Origin of the sequence: Lysinibacillus sp. NPDC097195 (assembly GCF_044762075.1) — a bacterium.
In the GTDB taxonomy this organism is placed as follows: Bacteria; Bacillota; Bacilli; order Bacillales_A; family Planococcaceae; genus Lysinibacillus.
The window spans coordinates 2,178,309-2,197,766 of sequence record NZ_JBIWDP010000001.1; the positions used below are offsets into that span (position 1 = coordinate 2,178,309).

The 19,458-nt window shown below is 38.5% G+C and carries 16 protein-coding genes; all 16 read right to left on the reverse strand.

Annotated features, from left to right (window positions below):
• Positions 1–137: 137 nt before the first annotated feature.
• Positions 138–1,202 carry a recombinase RecA gene (gene recA, locus ACIQXI_RS11335; protein WP_173477690.1) on the reverse strand — a complete coding sequence of 355 codons (1,065 nt, stop codon included), beginning with the start codon at positions 1,200–1,202 and terminating at the stop codon, positions 138–140.
• A 168-nt stretch (positions 1,203–1,370) separates the two neighbouring features.
• A complete protein-coding gene (locus ACIQXI_RS11340) occupies positions 1,371–2,630 on the reverse strand; it encodes a competence/damage-inducible protein A (protein ID WP_402924655.1) in 1,260 nt (419 codons plus the stop codon).
• A 17-nt stretch (positions 2,631–2,647) separates the two neighbouring features.
• On the reverse strand, positions 2,648–3,226 hold the full coding sequence (pgsA, locus tag ACIQXI_RS11345) for a CDP-diacylglycerol--glycerol-3-phosphate 3-phosphatidyltransferase (RefSeq protein ID WP_402924657.1): 579 nt from the start codon (positions 3,224–3,226) through the stop codon (positions 2,648–2,650).
• A 47-nt stretch (positions 3,227–3,273) separates the two neighbouring features.
• Positions 3,274–4,197, reverse strand: coding sequence for a helix-turn-helix domain-containing protein (locus ACIQXI_RS11350; protein ID WP_402924659.1), 924 nt, complete (start codon positions 4,195–4,197; stop codon positions 3,274–3,276).
• Positions 4,198–4,213: 16 nt separating this feature from the next.
• On the reverse strand, positions 4,214–5,002 hold the full coding sequence (locus ACIQXI_RS11355) for a DUF3388 domain-containing protein (RefSeq protein ID WP_402924662.1): 789 nt from the start codon (positions 5,000–5,002) through the stop codon (positions 4,214–4,216).
• Between the two features lie 227 nt (positions 5,003–5,229).
• Positions 5,230–5,487, reverse strand: a complete 258-nt coding sequence (locus ACIQXI_RS11360) for a DUF3243 domain-containing protein (RefSeq protein ID WP_402924665.1) — start codon at positions 5,485–5,487, stop codon at positions 5,230–5,232.
• 45 nt (positions 5,488–5,532) lie between these two features.
• Positions 5,533–6,261 carry an elongation factor P 5-aminopentanone reductase gene (ymfI, locus tag ACIQXI_RS11365; RefSeq protein ID WP_402924668.1) on the reverse strand — a complete coding sequence of 243 codons (729 nt, stop codon included), beginning with the start codon at positions 6,259–6,261 and terminating at the stop codon, positions 5,533–5,535.
• Positions 6,261–7,559, reverse strand: coding sequence for an EF-P 5-aminopentanol modification-associated protein YfmH (gene yfmH, locus ACIQXI_RS11370; protein WP_402924670.1), 1,299 nt, complete (start codon positions 7,557–7,559; stop codon positions 6,261–6,263). Before yfmH ends, ymfI begins: the two co-directional genes overlap by 1 nt.
• Positions 7,556–8,827: an EF-P 5-aminopentanol modification-associated protein YfmF gene (yfmF, locus tag ACIQXI_RS11375; RefSeq protein ID WP_402924672.1), complete on the reverse strand. Its 1,272-nt coding sequence runs from the start codon at positions 8,825–8,827 to the stop codon at positions 7,556–7,558. Before yfmF ends, yfmH begins: the two co-directional genes overlap by 4 nt.
• Positions 8,828–9,060: 233 nt before the next feature.
• Positions 9,061–10,020 carry an ABC transporter permease gene (locus tag ACIQXI_RS11380; RefSeq protein WP_402924674.1) on the reverse strand — a complete coding sequence of 320 codons (960 nt, stop codon included), beginning with the start codon at positions 10,018–10,020 and terminating at the stop codon, positions 9,061–9,063.
• A 1-nt stretch (position 10,021) separates the two neighbouring features.
• Positions 10,022–11,068, reverse strand: a complete 1,047-nt coding sequence (locus ACIQXI_RS11385; protein ID WP_402924677.1) for an ABC transporter permease — start codon at positions 11,066–11,068, stop codon at positions 10,022–10,024.
• Positions 11,068–12,612 carry an ABC transporter ATP-binding protein gene (locus ACIQXI_RS11390; RefSeq protein ID WP_402924680.1) on the reverse strand — a complete coding sequence of 515 codons (1,545 nt, stop codon included), beginning with the start codon at positions 12,610–12,612 and terminating at the stop codon, positions 11,068–11,070. Before ACIQXI_RS11390 ends, ACIQXI_RS11385 begins: the two co-directional genes overlap by 1 nt.
• Positions 12,613–12,999: 387 nt before the next feature.
• Positions 13,000–14,079 (reverse strand): BMP family lipoprotein, encoded by a 1,080-nt coding sequence (locus ACIQXI_RS11395; RefSeq protein WP_402924681.1) that lies wholly within the window; start codon positions 14,077–14,079, stop codon positions 13,000–13,002.
• A gap of 53 nt (positions 14,080–14,132) precedes the next feature.
• Positions 14,133–14,861: a GntR family transcriptional regulator gene (locus ACIQXI_RS11400; RefSeq protein WP_402924684.1), complete on the reverse strand. Its 729-nt coding sequence runs from the start codon at positions 14,859–14,861 to the stop codon at positions 14,133–14,135.
• A gap of 198 nt (positions 14,862–15,059) precedes the next feature.
• The gene (locus tag ACIQXI_RS11405) at positions 15,060–17,360 is read right to left on the reverse strand and encodes an FtsK/SpoIIIE family DNA translocase (protein ID WP_402924687.1); all 2,301 of its coding nucleotides are present in this window, start codon (positions 17,358–17,360) and stop codon (positions 15,060–15,062) included.
• Between the two features lie 161 nt (positions 17,361–17,521).
• The gene (locus ACIQXI_RS11410) at positions 17,522–19,189 is read right to left on the reverse strand and encodes a ribonuclease J (RefSeq protein ID WP_402924688.1); all 1,668 of its coding nucleotides are present in this window, start codon (positions 19,187–19,189) and stop codon (positions 17,522–17,524) included.
• Positions 19,190–19,458 lie beyond the last annotated feature (269 nt).

Sequence of the window (19,458 nt, forward strand, 5' to 3'; positions counted from 1 at the left end):
CGAAAAAATCGAGCTCACTCTGTTAGATGCGTACTGTTTTTTAATTACAGAAAAAAAGACTGGAGACATACTCGATAAATTTGAGTTGGCTCCAGTCATTATCATTCTCACTTCTTTAAAGCGGGAACGTTGTGTCATTATTTTTCATCTTCAAGAAGAAGCATTAGCTCTTCATCCATTTCCTCATCATCATGTGCAGCAATTGTATACGATTGTGCGGCGATGCCGTAAGAAGAACGGATTTTATTTGCAATTTCTTCTAAAACAGCAGGATTTTCTTTTAAATATTGTTTTGCGTTTTCACGTCCTTGACCTAGACGCTCATCGCCATAGGCATACCAAGATCCACTTTTTTGAACGATATCTAATTCTACACCTAAATCGACCGTTTCGCCCTCTTTTGAGATCCCTTCACCATACATAATATCAACTTCAGCTGTACGGAATGGTGGTGCCACTTTATTTTTGACAATTTTAATTTTCGTACGGTTACCCATAATATCATTACCTTGTTTGATTGCTTCTGCGCGACGTACTTCTAAACGTACTGAGCTATAGAATTTTAGCGCACGACCACCAGGCGTTGTTTCCGGATTACCGAACATTACACCAATTTTTTCACGAATTTGGTTAATGAAAATAGCAATTGTTTTAGACTTATTGATAGCCCCTGATAGCTTACGTAATGCTTGAGACATTAAACGCGCTTGTAAACCAACGTGAGAGTCACCCATATCGCCTTCGATTTCAGCTTTTGGTACTAGTGCTGCAACAGAGTCAATAACGATAATATCAATCGCGCCACTACGTACTAATGCTTCTGCAATTTCAAGCGCCTGCTCACCAGTGTCTGGTTGTGATAATAATAGTTCATCAATATTTACACCTAATTTTTGAGCGTAAATTGGATCTAACGCGTGCTCAGCATCGATAAATGCTGCTTGTCCACCCTTTGCTTGTACTTCTGCAATGGCATGTAGCGCAACTGTCGTTTTACCTGATGATTCTGGACCATATACTTCAATAATACGGCCACGTGGATAGCCACCAACGCCTAATGCTGCATCAAGTGCTAGCGAACCACTAGAAGATGTAGCAATTTCTAAATCTGTTTTTTCGCCTAGCTTCATGATAGAGCCTTTACCGAAATTCTTTTCAATTTGTTTTAACGCCTGTTCTAAGGCTGCTTTACGATCACTCATTATTTTTCCTCCTTTGAAACTGTTCACTGTTTTTGTCTATCTCTACTATACTTGTTTTTTTGAGAAGACGCAAGAAAAAAGCGAACATTTATTCTGTTTTACTGCAAAATAAAAATTTGGATAAGTCTTTCCTACCCAAATTCCCATTTTTAACTATAGTTAAGCAAACTAAAAGCGTTTCTTATATCCTCGATCTTCTAATTGCTGCATTAAATAATGCAATGTAAATTTAACCGCACGTAAACGGTTGGTGTTGCGCATACCAGATAAATGCAATAAATACGTTATTGGCTCTTCGTCACCTATTGCAATACCAATCCATACTGTGCCGACAGGTTGATGGTCATGTGCTGTAGGACCAGCCGCACCGGTTAAACCAATACCGATAGATGTACCAAATTTTTCACGTACCGCGCTAGCCATTGCTGCAGCGCATTCACTGCTTACAATACCGTGTTTATCTAATAATTGTTGCGGGATACCAAGATGCTTTACTTTGGCATCTTCCGTATAGGTTACAACGCCACCTATAAGCACGCTTCCTACGCCAGGAATCTCGGCAAGCTCTGATTGAAATAAGCCTGCTGTTAAACTTTCTGCCGCTGAAATCGTTAAATTATTGTCTTGCAGCATCTCTACTGTTTTCGAAGCAAGTGAATCATCATTTATGCCATATTGGAAGTCGCCAACAATTGCGCGAATCTCTGCAACTTTTGCATGAATAAGCTGTTGGGCTTCCTGCTCTGATTGTGCTTTTGCTGTGACACGTAAAGTTACTTCTCCATCAGCCGCTAATGGTGCAACTGTTGGATTAGTTTGTGTATCTAAAATATCTTGCACACGTACTTCTAACTCCGCTTCTCCAATGCCATAAAAACGCATAACATGAGATACGATGACACCGCCATCATTTAGCATTGTGCCAAGCTTTGGCTTCGCTTCAAATTGGAACATCGGCTCCAATTCTTTTGGCGGTCCTGGGAGCAATATGTAGGTATGCTGATCCTTTGTCAAAATCATCCCTGGTGCCATACCATGATGATTTGCGAGCACCTCGCTACCTGCTAAAACAAGCGCTTGCTTGCGATTATTGTCCGTCATTGCGATACCACGTTTAGCAAAAAATTGCTCAATGTAGGTCAATGCAACTTGATCAATAACAAGATCCAAACCAAGATGACGAGCAATGGTTTCTTTTGTCAAATCATCTTTAGTAGGTCCTAAACCACCTGAAAAAATGATAAGGTCTGCGCGAGATTCCGCTATGCTAATGGCTTCTTCTAAGCGCTTGGCATTATCGCCAACAACTGTATGATAAAACACATTAATACCTAACTCAGAAAGCTGATTGGAAATAAACTTTGCATTTGTATTTGAGATTTGTCCAAGTAATAACTCTGAGCCGACTGCAAGGATTTCAGCATTCATAATCCACAAGACCTTTCTTATTTAGATTCAAGCAATACACGACGATTTAGATAGAAATAATCCCATCCAGACCATAATGTAAAGAACAATGCAATATAAAGCATAATTGTATCGAATGGAATACCGAAAATCACAAAAATTGTATTGTGTAAAAGGGCTGCTGCAATAGCAACAATTTGTGCCCATGTTTTAATTTTGCCAAGCTGATTCGCAGCTACGACTTCTCCACCGCCTGCAAGAATTAAACGTAAACCCGTTACCGCAAATTCACGGCTTATAATCACAATAATTATCCATGCAGGTGCCATATCAAGCTCTACCATTAAAATAAATGCTGCAGAGACAAGTAATTTGTCCGCTAATGGATCTAAAAATTTACCAAACGTCGTTACAAGGTTATACTTTCTCGCATAGTAACCATCTACCCAGTCCGTTGTTGATGCAATAATAAATATAAGAGCTCCTACAAAATGATGCACTGGCATTTCTGCACTAAATAATGTCATTGTTCCCCAGCCGAAATCAAACATCATAACAATGACAAAAAACGGAATAAGTAAGATACGTGAGATGGTAATTTTATTTGGAATGTTCATTTTTCTAACACCTTTCATGATGAAAGAAAGTAGTCATCCTAAGATGACTACTGTTCTTTATTGAAATTGACGACAATATTTTGCGTTACGATTTGCTGCGCGTACGTTAAAAGTTCGTCATTAATATACACCTTAGCTTGTGTTGAATTACCTAAGCGGATACGTGCATAGCTTTGTGCTGTTGCATCAAACTCTACCACTTCACCAGCGTTATAGACACGCGTTTCAGCTAGTAATTCTTGTTGCTGTTGGTCTCGAATACCAATAAATGTTGGACCAGATACTTCAATACGAATTTTAAACGTATCAGTACCTGTTAAAGAATAAGATGTTGTAGCCCCATCTGCTTCGATTGTACCTGCTGAAATCGTTTGCTTAACCTCATCAGTCTTACTATCATCTTTACTTTCATCTGGTGTTACATCGTCTTTCTGGTCTTTATTTGCATTCGCTTGCGCTTTTTTATCTTCTTCTTCTTTGTCTTTCTCATTATCGATTGGTTTTGGTTTTTTATCGTACTCCATTACTGGTGGTGCATCATTACTTTCACCCGTTCCTGAGTTGCTTTTAGATTGAAATAAAACCCAAATAGCCACGATAATAACGATAATAAATAAAGCAACAATGACTTTCGGCATAGCCTCCATCATTTTATTCGAAGGGGTTTTTGACACCTTTCTTCTTGTTGAAGTTTGAGTCAACGATTGGCTAACTTGGTCGTTCGGTGTCCCTGGCAATTCGTTTTTATAAGTCTCTAAAATTTCCTCTGGATTTAAGCCAACAGCCTCTGCATATTGTTTAATAAAAGCTCGTACATAAAACGAACCTGGCATAATGGAATAATTGCCTTCTTCAATACCTACTAAATAACGTTTTTGAATTTTTGTTATTTCTTGTAAATCGTCTAAGCTGTAGCCTTTAGACAGTCTCGCCTCTTTCAGTCGAGTCCCTAATTCCGCCACTAATAACACCTACTTTAATATCAAATTAAAAATTAAATCCTCCGAATGAATCGGATTCGGACATCATATGATTTTTTTCCATTATTTCATAAGTAATTTCTTCATCAGGGTGATGACGTAGTTCAATGATATAATCAAAATCCTCAATCTTATATTCAGAATGCTGAACAAACATATCAGGATGCTCTACTACTTTAATAGAAGGCATATTCATCATTTCACGCACTAGTTGCAAATGTCGCTCATCCGAAGATCGACGTGTCACAATCCCGTCCAAAATAAAAATATTATTGTCACTGAATTCATCGCCGGCGAGCTTATTACGAATAGTTTGCTTAATCATTGTAGATGATAAAAAAATCCACTTTTTATTGGCACAAACACTTGCTGCAACAATTGACTCTGTTTTACCAACACGAGGCATCCCACGTATTCCAATTAGCTTATGACCTTCCTTTTTAAAAAGCTCTGCCATAAAATCCACTAAAATACCAAGTTCATCTCGCACGAAGCGGAAGGTATTCTTTTCATCTGCATCACGAGGAATATAATGACCATGCCTGATAGCTAATCGATCACGAAGTTTAGGTTGTCGAAATTTAGTCACGTGGATATGTTCCATTGTCGAAACAATTGTACGAAAACGTTCAATTGCTTCATCGTTGTCTGTATGCACTAACATACCACGCCGATCTTCATCGACACCGTTAATTGATATAATATTGACACGAAGCATCCCTAAAAGTGAAGCAATATCTCCTAATAATCCAGGGCGATTCACCTGAATCTCATATTCAAAGTACCAATCGCTCAAACACACTCGTTCCCTTCCTATTAGTTAACGTAAAAAATCTTTTATAAGTTCCATCATAGCTGATTTTTTATGTAATGGAAAGTTAGAATACATGGAATTAACGCGTTATTTTTAAATTCTTTCTAATTTTTTTTGTACTATTGAAAATAGACTTACATACGTTCCCTTTTCTATGCAATTATCGCTTTTTAATATAGAAAAAAGAGGAGAGTAGCTCTCCTCTTTTTTTATTGTACATGTTTATTTTGCACAAGTTTTACGACACAATTCGCTAATGCATGTTTTTCATCATCAGAGGCAACGCCCCATAAATCCGACAGCACTCGCTCTTGTTCATTTTTAGGATCGACATTGTTCGCTAAATATTCGCCGATTTGGACAGCAGCCTGTTGAATCATTTTCTTTGGCATACCACTTGATTCAGCTTGCATAACGTTTTGTCCTAAAAAAGATGTCCATTTTTGCCAGTTTTCTAAAATGGTCATATGTTTCCTCCTCCTTTACACATGTAGTATGTGCAAAAAGAAATTTTATATGTACCAGCCACCGTTCAATCGAATAATTTGTCCTGTGACATAATCTGCTTTACCTGAAAGATAAAAACGGACCATTTCTGCAACATCCGATGTTTGTCCGACAGCTCCTAATGGAATATCGTCTAAAATATATTGCAGCTCTTCATCACTTAAATGATTATTCATCGAAGTATTAATAAAACCTGGCGCAATCGCATTGACACGAATGCGAGATAATGCAGCCTCTTTAGCGTAGGACTTAACAAAAGCATGCTGAGCACCTTTTACTGTAGCATATAGCGCTTCTCCTGCCGAACCTGCTTCACCCCAAATGGAGCCAATAAATAACACATAGCTTACATCATGGCTACGTAGTTTGGCAGATAATAAAGCAGTTAAATGCATAGGATTTTGCACATGCACACGCCAAAGTACATCCATATCCTCTAGTGTGGTATCTTCCAGCAATGCATAATGTGCTTGGCCATTAGCAAAGACAATGGCCTGCACACTAAAAATTTGAGTGGCCAATTGTTGCGCCGCTGTTATTGTTGTAAAATCTGCCTGGACACGCATAAATTCCTGTGTAGGAAAATCCCGCGCTAGCGTATTGCATAACGTTTGAGCCATATGCTCATTGTTTGAATAATGCACATAGAGAGACCAGCCGTCTTGTGCCAAGCTTTGGCAAATAGCACGACCGATCTCACCCGATGCACCTAATATAAGGGCAAACTTTTTCACTAGACGCCCTTCTCTGTCGGTAAAACTTTAAATACGGTTTGTTGAGACTCACCTTGTATAGACGTAAACGCTGTTGTTAAATCTTCAATTGTTAATTCTTCTAAAACTGGCACCACATCAAATAAATTCATGTCATTAAATGAATAACGAGTAAATTGGTTGGCAATAAATTCGATTGAATTTAATGCTCGTAAGAAGAAGCCAATTTTTTTACGCTTAATACGTTCTAAGTCTGCACTTTCAAAATGTGCGCCTTTTTCAAATTTTTGCAACTCCGCTTTAATCGCTTTTTCCAATTCATCAGGTTGAGTTGAATCAGAGCCAATCAACGCAAAGCCAAACCCTTTTTCTAGCGTAAAGTCAAAGGCATAGGATTCATCGATCAAGCCTTCATCATAAACGCGCTCATAAAAGCTAGAAGTGCGCCCAAAAATTAACTCTAACGCAATTTGTACTGACAGCTCATGCTTTAGCATTTCACGACCAGATAAATTTGTGTCTTTCGCCTTTAAACCAATGTAGACCTTTGGTTTTTGCACATCCATATTCAATGTACGCTCTTTAATGGCAACTTCTGTTGGTTCTTCATCAAAGAAACGCTCAATTGGTGTTGGCTCAGGGAACTCTTTTTTACCTTGATTTTCGCGAATGAATGCCATCATCTCTTGGGGATCAACAGCACCAATGGCAAATAGCAACATATTAGATGGATGATAAAACGTGTTGTAGCATGTATACAAATGATCTGCTGTAATACCATCAATGGATTCAATTGTTCCTGCAATATCAATTTTCACTGGGTGATGATGATACATATTTTCAATCGTGCCAAAGTAAAGGCGCCAATCAGGTTGGTCATCATACATCGTAATTTCCTGACCAATAATACCTTTTTCCTTATTGACTGTCGCTTCTGTAAAGTATGGCTCTTGAACGAAATTTAATAATGTTTCTGTGCTTTTATAAATATTATCTGTCGAAGAAAATAAATAGGCTGTGCGCGTGAAAGAAGTAAAAGCATTAGCGGATGCACCATATTCGCTAAATTTTTGGAACACGTCGCCATCTTCTTTTTCAAACATTTTATGCTCTAAAAAGTGCGCGATGCCATCTGGTACTGTAATACTTTCCGATTCACCAAGCGGTACAAATGTACGATCAACCGAGCCATACTTCGTCGTGAATGTCACAAACGTTTTAGAAAATCCTTTTTTCGGTAAAATATAGACATCTAAGCCGTTCTCTAATTTTTCATAGTAAAGTGTTTCGTCTAATTGTTTAAATTCAATTGTTTTCATTGTGCGGTTTGCTCCTTTCCACTTAAGAAATAGACCGCTTCTAACTGCACTTGCTTCGCCATTTCGACCACATCTGCTTTCGTAACAGCTTGCCATTTCGTTGCCCATGCTTCAACCGAGAATTCCTCTGGTAAGTCTTTATATTGGTCAAAGATTTCAATTTGACCACGTGCAGAATCAAGCGATTCTTTTAGTTGATTTGTCAGCATCGCCTTTGTTTGGTCTAATTCTAAATCTGTAATATCTCCTGCTTGCATTACAGCCAATTGTTCTTTTATCAGATTGAGTGCCTTTTCTTCATTTTTCGCCTCGATACCTGATACGACAAATAACAACCCATAATGGGAAGCATAAGAACTAGAAGCGTAGTACGCCAAGCTTTCTTTTTCGCGAACATTCATAAATAATTTGGCATGCGGATAACCTCCGAAAATGCCATTAAAGATTTGCATTTTAGGGAAATCTGCATCGCCAAATCGCACTGGCGTACTAAAGCCAATATGCAGCTTTCCTTGCTTCATGTCTTGTTGTTCACGAACATAATCATTTTGAGGATGTTTTTGCGGCAATACAGCTGGAATTTCCTCAGCAATACGATCCTTAAATGGTAGTGTCTGTTTTAATTTTGCAACAAGCTCATCTTCATTGATGTCACCCGCAACATAAATATCGATTTTGTCGTTTGTCAGCATTGATTCGTACGCAGCGAATAAAGAAGCTGGTGTAATATTTTCAATGTCTTCGACTGTTCCATTTGCCGAAATAGAAGCAGGCTCATTTGGACGTAATATTTCTTGTAGACGCATCTGTGCAAAACGAGATTTATCGTCAAAAATAGATTCAATACGTTGGATGACCATTTTCTTTTCGCGTTCTACAATGGATTCTTTAAAGACACCATTTTCTAGATTTGGCTCAAAAATAGCCGTATGCATAATGCCTAGCACTTCATTTAAGACACTTGCATTAGCCAAATATTGATCATTTACGGTTTCAACATTCATCAATACCGTATGCTCATTACCACGCTTCGATGTATCAAAATACAACACTGTACCGTATAAGTCATCTAAAAAACTACGAAAAGCAGCAGTTGTTGTATATTTTGCATTGCTATGTTGCAATACATTTGTTAACACCGTACGTTCAGACGCACATTTGGCTGTTAAAGCTCTTCTCCATTTAATCGAAAAATTTACTGTTTTAAATTGGGTCGTTTGTCGGATATGCAAATTGACACCTTTTGCAAAAGGTATTGTTTTAAACATATGAAACCCTCCTATCTTTCTTAATATAACAATGTACTACAAATACTATACATGTCTATTGTCTATAATTGCAAAAAGAATCCAAAGTATGTATGGGAAAAGTGTAAATGAGCTTGTCAATTGTTACCTGTATAAGGCAAAAGACTGGGCTTGTTTGCCCAGTCTTTTGTTTACTCGCTTCATTTCTTCCGACTTTGTCCAGTAATTCAACGAATAAACATGTTGCCTGAAACTTATCGTTTGCCTTTAATATATGGTTGACCACTTGCTTTTGGTGCATTTGCTTTACCGATAAATCCTGCTAACGCCAAGATCGTTAGGACATAAGGTAAAATTTGCAAATACACTGCTGGAATATCTTGCACATACGGAATTTGGTTCCCTGCAATACTTAATGTTTGCGCTAAACCAAAGAATAATGCTGCTCCAAGTGCACCGATTGGATGCCATTTACCAAAGATCATTGCAGCAAGTGCCATAAACCCTTGACCAGCAATTGTTGCATGTGAGAAATTACCTGTAATTGTTTGCGCATATACCGCACCACCAAGACCACCAAGTGCTCCTGAAATAACAACAGCAATATAACGCATTTTATTCACTTTTACACCCATCGTATCTGCAGCCATTGGGTGTTCCCCTACTGCACGTAGACGTAATCCAAAAGGTGTTTTATAAATAATAAACCATGCGCCAATGGCTACAGCAAAGGCTAAAATTGATGTACTGTAGACATTATGGAATAATAATGGTCCAAAGAACGGAATATCCTCTAAATAAGGAATTGCAAAGCGACGAATCGATTCGTCAATCATATCTGTTTGACCTTTATCATAAAACAATTTCACTAAGAATACAGTAGCAGCTAAACCAAGTAAGTTAATGGCTACCCCTGATACCGTTTGATCGGCACGGAAAGAGATCGCCGCAACTGCATGTAGTAGGGAGAAAATGCCCCCCACAATAACCGCAGCCAGCATAGCTACCCATACCGTTGCAGAACCTAATTGTGGTGCATACTCTAAATTGACAACAATACCAACAAACGCGCCGACAATCATTAAACCTTCTAGCCCAATGTTTACAACACCTGAACGTTCAGAGAAGACACCACCGATTGCAGTAAAAATTAACGGTGTCGCATAAAGAATCGCAGAAGGGATGATGAAATATAACATTTCTAAAAAGCTCATGTTATTGTCCCTCCTTTTTCTTACTTAACTTTTGTAATCCAACTCGAATAATGTAACCAGACGCTACAAAGAAGATAATTAACGCAATAATAATTGATACAATTTCCTCTGGAATACCTGCAGCATTCGGCATGTTAAGTGCACCGTATTTTAATGAGCCAAATAATGAAGCTCCGAATACTACGCCAAGTGGTGTATTGGCACCAAGTAAGGCAACGGCAATACCGTCAAAACCAATTCCTGTCCAGCCAGCTTTAATCGATGCATTTTGGAACGTACCAAGCGCCTCCATCGCACCACCAAGACCAGCGAACATACCTGAAATTGTCATAGCTAAAATAACATTTTTATTAACGCTCATACCAGCGTATTGTGCCGCATTATGGTTAAAGCCAACAGCTTTTAACTCATAACCACGTGTCGTTTTTTCTAAAATGAACCACATAACAACAACCATTAGTAGTGCAATGAGGATCCCATAGTGAAGACTTGAGTTGTCTGTAAGCTCTCTTAAAAACGGAGAACGTAATGAAGCGGATTCATGAACGCGTTCTGTTTTAAAGCTACCATCTGACAATTTTTTAATAACAGCGTTCGCAATATAAAGCGCTGTATAGTTTAACATAATTGTCGCAATTACTTCATGCACTTTAAATTTCGCTTTTAAGAAACCTGCAATAAAGGCCCAGAATGCACCAGCTGCTGCTGCGGCTAGTAATGCCAATGGTAAGTGAATAATTTTTGGTAAATCAAATGCATAGCCTACCCATGCAGCCGCTAGCCAACCTAAAATTAATTGTCCTTCAACACCGATGTTGAATAAACCTGTACGGAAGGCAAATGCTACCGCAAGACCCGCCAAAATATAAGGTGTAATTTGACGTATTGTGTTCCCTATTGAATATGAATCTCCAAAAATACCTGTCCAAAGTGCACTATATCCTAGAATTGGATCATAGCCGCTGACTACCATCACGATAGCACCTACAATTAAACCGATAATAATAGAGATGATAGGAACGAGTATATTAATGACACGATTTGACATTAGTCGTTCCCCTCCTTCGCTATATTTGTGCTCTTTTTACTTTGCCCTGCCATTAATAGACCAAGCTCTTGCTCTGTTGTTGCTTTTGGATTTAACTCGTCCACGATTTGCCCATCATAAATAACAGCGATACGATCTGAAACATTCATGACTTCGTCTAATTCGAATGAAATTAACAATACAGCTTTGCCTTTATCGCGCTGCTCGATTAATCGAGAGTGAATAAATTCAATAGCCCCAACGTCAAGTCCACGTGTTGGCAATGCCGCGATCAATAGGTCTGGATTACGGTCAATTTCACGACCAATAATCGCCTTTTGTTGGTTACCACCTGATAGTGCTCGTGCAGGTGTCATTTCGCCATTACCTGTACGTACGTCATATTCATTAATAATCTGATTTGCTTTTTCTGATACTTTTTTATAGTCCATAATAAAGCCTTTAGCAATTGGTGCTTGGTAATATGTTTGTAGCGCAATATTGTGACCAATTGGGAAATCTAATACTAAACCATGCTTATGACGGTCTTGCGGGATATGCCCCACACCTTGTTCAGTAATTTTACGCGGTTTCATGTTCGTAACATCTTTGCCGTTAAACATTACTTTACCGCTTTTTACTTTACGTAAGCCTGTAATAGCCTCGATTAACTCAGATTGTCCATTGCCATCGATACCTGCAATACCAACAATTTCACCTTTACGTACATTAAGGTTAAGGCCTTTTACTTTATCGATATTTCGATAATCTGTTACGACTAAATTTTCAACTGTTAAAACTGCTTCAGTTGGTTTCGCTTCCGTTTTTTCTGTTTTAAACTCTACTTGACGACCAACCATTAATTCCGCTAAATGGTCTGGATTTGTTTCAGTCGTTACAACTGTTCCAATCCCTTCCCCTTTACGGATAATCGTTACACGGTCAGAAACATCCATAATTTCTTTCAGCTTATGTGTAATTAAGATAATCGATTTACCTTCAGCGATTAATCGACGCATAATTTGAATAAGCTCTGTAATTTCTTGCGGTGTTAAAGAGGCAGTCGGTTCATCGAAAATTAAAATTTCTGCACCGCGATATAGCGTTTTTAAAATCTCAACACGTTGTTGCATACCAACGGTAATGTCTTCGATTTTGGCATGAGGGTCAACATCTAAACCGTACTTTTCCGAAAGCGCTTGCACTTTTTTCGCAGCAGCTTTTATATTGACTACGCCCATTTTAGTAGGTTCTGAACCTAAAATAATGTTTTCTGTTACTGTAAAGTTTTCCACCAACATAAAGTGTTGATGCACCATGCCAATTCCCAAATCATTGGCAACATTCGGGTTTGTTATTTTAACAGCTTTCCCACGAACACGAATTTCTCCACCTTCTGGCTGATACAGACCAAAAAGAACGTTCATTAAAGTCGATTTACCAGCACCATTTTCCCCTAGTAGTGCATGGATTTCGCCTTTTTTTAGTTGGAGGGTGATGTTATTATTTGCTACAAATCCGCCAAATTCTTTGCGGATTCCAAGCATCTCAATCACGTATTCCAATATTGTCACTCCCTTATTAGGCATTTTTCTCTAAAACAATTGTACTCTAGTGTATTTCTACCTGCCTCTATTGCAATACAGCCAAAGTTTCGTTCTATTTAAAAGGATTGCGCTTTTAAATAAAAAACCCGTATTCAACTTTTACCTAAAGGTAGGGTAATTTAAATTAATACAGGAAAGGTCATCGTTAGAAACCTTTCTTCTATTAACTTGGTACCATCATTATCTTAAGCTTATGATAATATACTAATCTTATTTTAATATGGAAAAATAATATAAAAATAAAATATATCCAAACAGAGTATTAGAAATAGTCAAAATATAACGATAGATTGAAAAATCACCATAAGGGCGGTTGTAAAGCCCTTATGATGATTAAGAGATGAATTATTTTTCCACTTTTTCTGGAACTTTGATTTCACCGCTAGCAATTTTTTCTTTATATTCATCAATTACAGTTTGAACATCTGCTGGAATTGCACCACGAGAATCAGCAAGTTTAACACCGTCTTCAGCTAGACCGTAAACAACTGTTGTTCCGCCTGGGAATTCACCATTTTTCGCTTTGTTAGAAATATCTACAACTGCTTCATTAACACCTTTTAACATAGAAGTTAAAGTAACGTTTGTTTTGTCATCTACTTTACCTTCTTCGTATTGGTCAGCGTCAACACCGATTACCCATACGTTTGCATTAGGGTCTTTTGCTTTACGTTCTTTAGCTTCAGAGAATACACCATTACCAGTCGCACCAGCAGCGTGGAAAATAATATCTACGCCTGAAGAGTACATGCTGTTTGCAGTGATTTTACCAAGGTCCGCTTTGTCAAAAGCACCTGTGTACTTACGTTGAATTTCGATATCTGGGTTAACAGCTTTAGCACCAGCAACGAAACCAGCTTCAAAACGGTTGATTACTGGAATATCTACGCCACCTACGAATCCGATTTTACCTGATTGAGACATTTTAGCAGCAGCTACACCCGCTAAGAATGCACCTTCTTGCTCTTTGAAAAGAACAGAAACAACGTTATCATCTTTTACTTCAGCATCGATTAATGCGAAATGATTGTCTGGGTTTTCATTTGCTACTGCATCAATTGCATCAGCCATCATGAAACCAATACCGAATACTAAGTTAAAGTCACGACGGATTAAGTTGTTTAAGTTTGTTTCATAGTCAGCGTCAGAAGCTGATTGAAGGTAGTCATAGCCTTTACCTTTTTCAAGGTTGTGCTCTTCGCCGTAAGCTTTAACACCTTCCCATGCAGATTGGTTAAATGATTTGTCATCAACGCCACCTACGTCAGTAACCATACCTACTGAGAAAGTTTCCTCAGTGCTTTTGTCTCCTGATGCCGCATTGTCTTTTGCAGGTTTTTCTTCGTCCTTTGCACCACATGCACCTAAAATTGCACTTGCCGCTAAAACTGAAGATAATACTAAACCAAATTTACGTTTTTTCATTTTGTTAACCCCCCGAGGTATTGTAATTAGCAGGAAAATAATTTAGAAATGTTCTACACCCGTTTACGTACTACATGGAAGCTGAATTTATCAGCTCGGAAATAATTCTTTGAATACAACACTACTTGATCATTGTCATCGTAATGGAGCTGCTTCAATACTAAAAGAGCTGTTTCACGACCACAATTTAAAATCGGTGACGCTTGCTCATGATAGCCAACTGGATCAATAAAGGTCACAGCATAGGCTACGTGAATTTTCCCCGATTGCTCAAGTGCAGAGAAAAGTGAAACTTCTTTTTTGTCAACAAAGTCAGTAGGCAGGAAGCTGGCTGGTAATTTATCGATACAATAAACGACTGGCTCACCATCCGCTGTTCTGACACGTTCAATCGTGAGTATTTTATCTTCGCCATCACATTGGAAGCGTTTTAAATCTTCATCAGAAGGGATATTCTCCGTGGCCTTTAAAAACTTAGACCCCGGTTCCATTCCTGCCGTTTCGATCATAGAAGAAATACTTGATAAATGCTCGATGCCCGATGTAAATAAAGGCTTAGGGTTCACAAATGTGCCAACCCCGTGTCGACGCACGATCACATTTTCCTCTTCCAACAGTCGAAGCGCCTCTCTAAGTGTTGCTCGACTTACTCCTAGTGATTTCGATAATTCAAACTCTGAAGGAAGTTTTTCATTTTCTTTGAAAACACCCGTCTCGATGTCAGACTTTAAACGATCAATTACTTGAAGATAGAGATGACGATGATCTGCTTTAATAGTCACATAAATCACCACCAAAATCAGAGATCAGACATCTGATGTACAACATTCCTACTAATCGTTCATAAATATAACATTTTTGCAGAATGAAATAAACTATTTTAAGCAAAATCAATTATAGAAATCATTCTTTCTTTAATTTCGCGTCAAACATTTGGACATAATTCCAGAAAAAACTAGTCATATTTCCTTATTTAGTAATTAATTATCGTACTGGTGAATCAGTACTTGTCGAGGCTTACTACCCTCTGGAGGCCCGACAATACCGCGTTGTTCCATCTGATCGACGATACGCGCAGCACGAGAATAGCCGATACGGAAGCGACGTTGTAACATCGACACAGAAGCTGTCTGCATATTGACCACTAATTGCACTGCTTCGTCAAATAATTCATCCGTTTCTTCTAAAACGGTCTCTTCTTCAGTCGGAATCATCTCTTCTTGGTACTGTGCTTTTTGTTGTTCTATAACAAAATCAACGACCGCTTCAACTTCCTGATCTGATAAAAATGCACCTTGCACACGTTTCGGTTTTGAGGCACCAGCTGGTAAAAATAACATATCGCCACGACCTAATAAACGCTCTGCTCCACCCATATCTAAAATCGTTCTCGAATCAATTGCGGATGATACTGCAAAGGCGATACGAGACGGGATGTTCGCCTTAATAACGCCTGTTAGCACGTCTACACTTGGTCTTTGCGTTGCTAAAATTAAATGAATACCAGCAGCACGAGCCATTTGTGCCAAACGCGTAATAGAATCTTCCACATCATTTGAGGCAACCATCATTAAATCGGCTAACTCATCAACAATAACCACAATATAAGGCAATTTTGGATGTTTTTCTTCCGTTTGTTCATTGAACTTTTGGACATGGCTATTATAGCCCTCAATATTTCGAGTACCCGTATGTGAAAATAGATCATAGCGTCGTTCCATTTCTGATACGACTTTTTTCAGTGCTTGCGATGCCTTGCGAGCATCGGTCACTACTGGAGCTAATAAATGGGGAATGCCATTATAAACGTTTAATTCCACCATTTTCGGGTCAATCATCATCAGTTTGACTTCATGTGGCTTTGTCCGCATTAGTATGGATACCACAATGCCATTTATACACACACTTTTCCCGCTGCCCGTAGAACCAGCGACAAGTAAATGGGGCATTTTATTGAGCTCTGCTAATACCGCTTGTCCAGTAATATCACGACCTAATGCTACTTGCAATAAAGCTTCTGGTTTGGCGCCATCTTTTGATTCTAATACTTCTCGCAATGTCACGATGGCCACCTCACTATTCGGCACCTCAATACCGATGGCCGATTTCCCAGGAATCGGTGCCTCCATTCGAATATCCTTTGCGGCAAGCGCTAAAGCAAGGTCATCTTGTAAGTTGACAATTTTACTGACTTTCACGCCAATATCCGGTAAAATCTCATACTTCGTGACAGCTGGCCCTAAATGAACTTGCGTCACTTTTGCTTTGACACCAAAACTTTGTAATGTTTGCTCTAGCTTTTTCGCATTTGCCTGAATAACCGAGTATTCTCCACTTTGGTCATGCTGTGGCGGCATTTGCAACAAACTGAAAGATGGAAGCTGATAATCTGCATTTTCAACAGCTTCTGCATGCTCAATATGGACATCATCTATAAGCGCCCCATCTTCGTTTTCTATATGCTCTTCCATTGTAGGCGCCTGTTCTCGCTCATGCGACACATTTTGTGTGAAGGCAGAGATAATTGGCTCATGAGAGACTTCCTCTTCTTCATGATTTTCTTGGACATGGTCAACAGCTGCAACTTCGTCTGTCGTACTCTCTGCACGCGAACGACGACGTTTGACTTTCTTTGGCGCATTTTTTTTCTTTTCTTGCTGTTTTTTTTGCCATTTCCCAAAAAGGACAGGCATTTTTGCAGCTAAATACGGCACTAGTGCCTTGCCCGTCACTAAAATTAAGCCAATAAAGAAAATAACCCAGGCAACCACTTTTGCCCCTGTCGCTTCAAATAATACATGGAGACCGCTAAATAATAGCGCACCTACCATTCCACCACCTAGTGCATTACTTCTGTGAACTACACCATCAGTATTAATTAAAATACGCCATGACTCTCGCAGAACAGACTCCGATAATAAACCACCGGATTTCGATAATTGCTCAAATAAAATACCATGACTAAAAATCGTTAAGCTCATCACAATAAGAAGCATCCCTACGATGAGGCGATCCTTCATGCTAACTTTTTTCTGTCCAATCATGAGCAGCAATGCAACAAATATCAGCATAAATGGCACTGTAAAATGTAAGTTTCCTAAAAGAAACATGGCAATTGTTTGTAAAATACGACCGATCATGCCATATTCAAAAATCATAATGACCGCAATCGCGATTAAGATGAGCCCTAAAATTTCGTACATAAGCGGATGCATTTCTTTTTTATCGGATGTTGGTTTTGGTTTTGCTTTCGTCACTTTTCTTCTTTTACTACTTGCCATCTTTTTCACCTTCTTTTGCAATCCATTCTATATATGTAGCGAATAATAACATGTAGAACTCGTTTATTGCAAAAAAAGGATTTTCCACCGTTTTCATCGGTTAGAAAATCCTTTCTCCTTCGCTACAAAGTTAACAGCCTTAAAAAGCGTTGGTTAACGTTTTAATATTCCATAATAATTGGGATAATCATTGGGCGGCGCTTCGTTTTTTGGAATAAATAAGTATTCAATGTATCTCGAATTTCTTGTTTAATGTTTGTCCATTCGAATGTATCTTTACCAACGTATTTTTCAATAACGTTTTTCGCAATTTCTGATGCTTCTACCATCAATTGCTCTGATTCACGAACATAGACGAAACCACGCGATAAAATTTCAGGACCTGATGCAATTTTCTTTTGTGCACGGTTTAATGTTACAACTACAATGAAAATACCATCCTGCGATAGTAATTTACGATCGCGTAAAACAATGTTTCCAACATCGCCTACACCGATACCGTCAATCAAAATATTGCCAGCTTGTACACGACCACTCATCCGCATTTTACCGTTTTTATATTCAACAATATCACCTTTATCGGCAATGAAAATTTGTGACTTTTGCATACCTAACTGTTGCGCTAATTTAGAGTGTGCAATCAGCATGCGATATTCACCTTGAACAGGAATAAAGTATTTCGGCTGCATTAAATTTAGCATTAACTTTAAATCCTCTTGGCTACCGTGACCAGAAACATGAACATTTTTGCTCGATGTTAAAATTTCTGCTCCCGCTTTTGCAATGGAATTCATTGTGTTCGCCATTTGAACTTCCATACCAGGTGACGGTGTAAACGTAATAAGTACTGTATCATTTTGTTTAATTTTAATGTCTCGATGATGCTTACGAACGATTTTTTCCAGTGCATCTAATGGTTCGCCTCTATTACCTGTTGCAATAATAATAATTTCTTCTTCTTGATATTTTTGCATTTCAGAGATAGGTATAATTGTATCTTCATCAGCCGTTAAATAACCTAGCTGAACACCTAAATCGACCGCTTTTTCTAAAGGCTTCCCTACAATAACCACTTTGCGGAACGATTTTTGAGCTTGCGTTAATACTTGTTGAATACGAATGAAATTAGAGGCATATACAGCAACTAAAATACGACCTGGTGCCGAATGGAATGTTTTTGAAAGTTGTTCCTCAATCACAATCTCAGATGTCGTATAGCCTGGTCGCTCTGCTTCACAGGATTCAGATAGTAAAATAAATACGCCTTCTTCACCTAACTGCGCCATTTTTGCTAAATCAGGCTTGAATTTACCTGTAGCAGATTGGTCAAATTTAAATTCTCCAGTATGAACAATCGCACCTTCTGAAGTATGGAACACAACCCCTAATGAATCGGGAATACTATGTGTTGTATGGAAGAATGTCACATACGTAGAATTGAAATTCATACGGCTTCGATTTGTTACTTCAAAGAATTTCACCTGATGTGGAGCAGGTAATTCTTTTAAATGTTCTTTTGCTAGCGCAATTGTTAGTTTTGAGCCGTACACTGGCGCTTTCACTTTTTGTAAAATATAAGCGATCGAACCAATGGCATCCTCATGACCGTGTGTTAAGAAAATCCCTTTTACACGCTCTTTGTTTTCTTCTAAATACGTAATATCAGGAATTACGATGTCAATGCCCAGCATCTCGTCTTCTGGGAACATTAAGCCGCTATCTACAACAAATAGCTCTTCGTCAATTTCTACTACGCACATTGCTTTTCCGATTTCGCCCACACCACCTAGTGGGATGATACGAATTAGTTCATTTTTCTTTTTTGTCAATTTATTTCCTCCTAAAAAATATCCCGAACAGCAACCACTTATTTTCATTATACGGTTTGCAAAGCTTTTGCACAAATTAAAAATGTAGGTATTGCGATTATTTTACATCCTCTAGTGAAAAAATCGACTGCTATTTTCTACTCAGCACATCGTAAGCCCAACGCTTGCCTGCACACGGTTCGTTGCTTGTTATGTTACATGCGTTAGGCGCAAGATTTTCCGTCCATTACAACCATGAATTTTCAGAATTGTTTCGGTGCCTGACACCA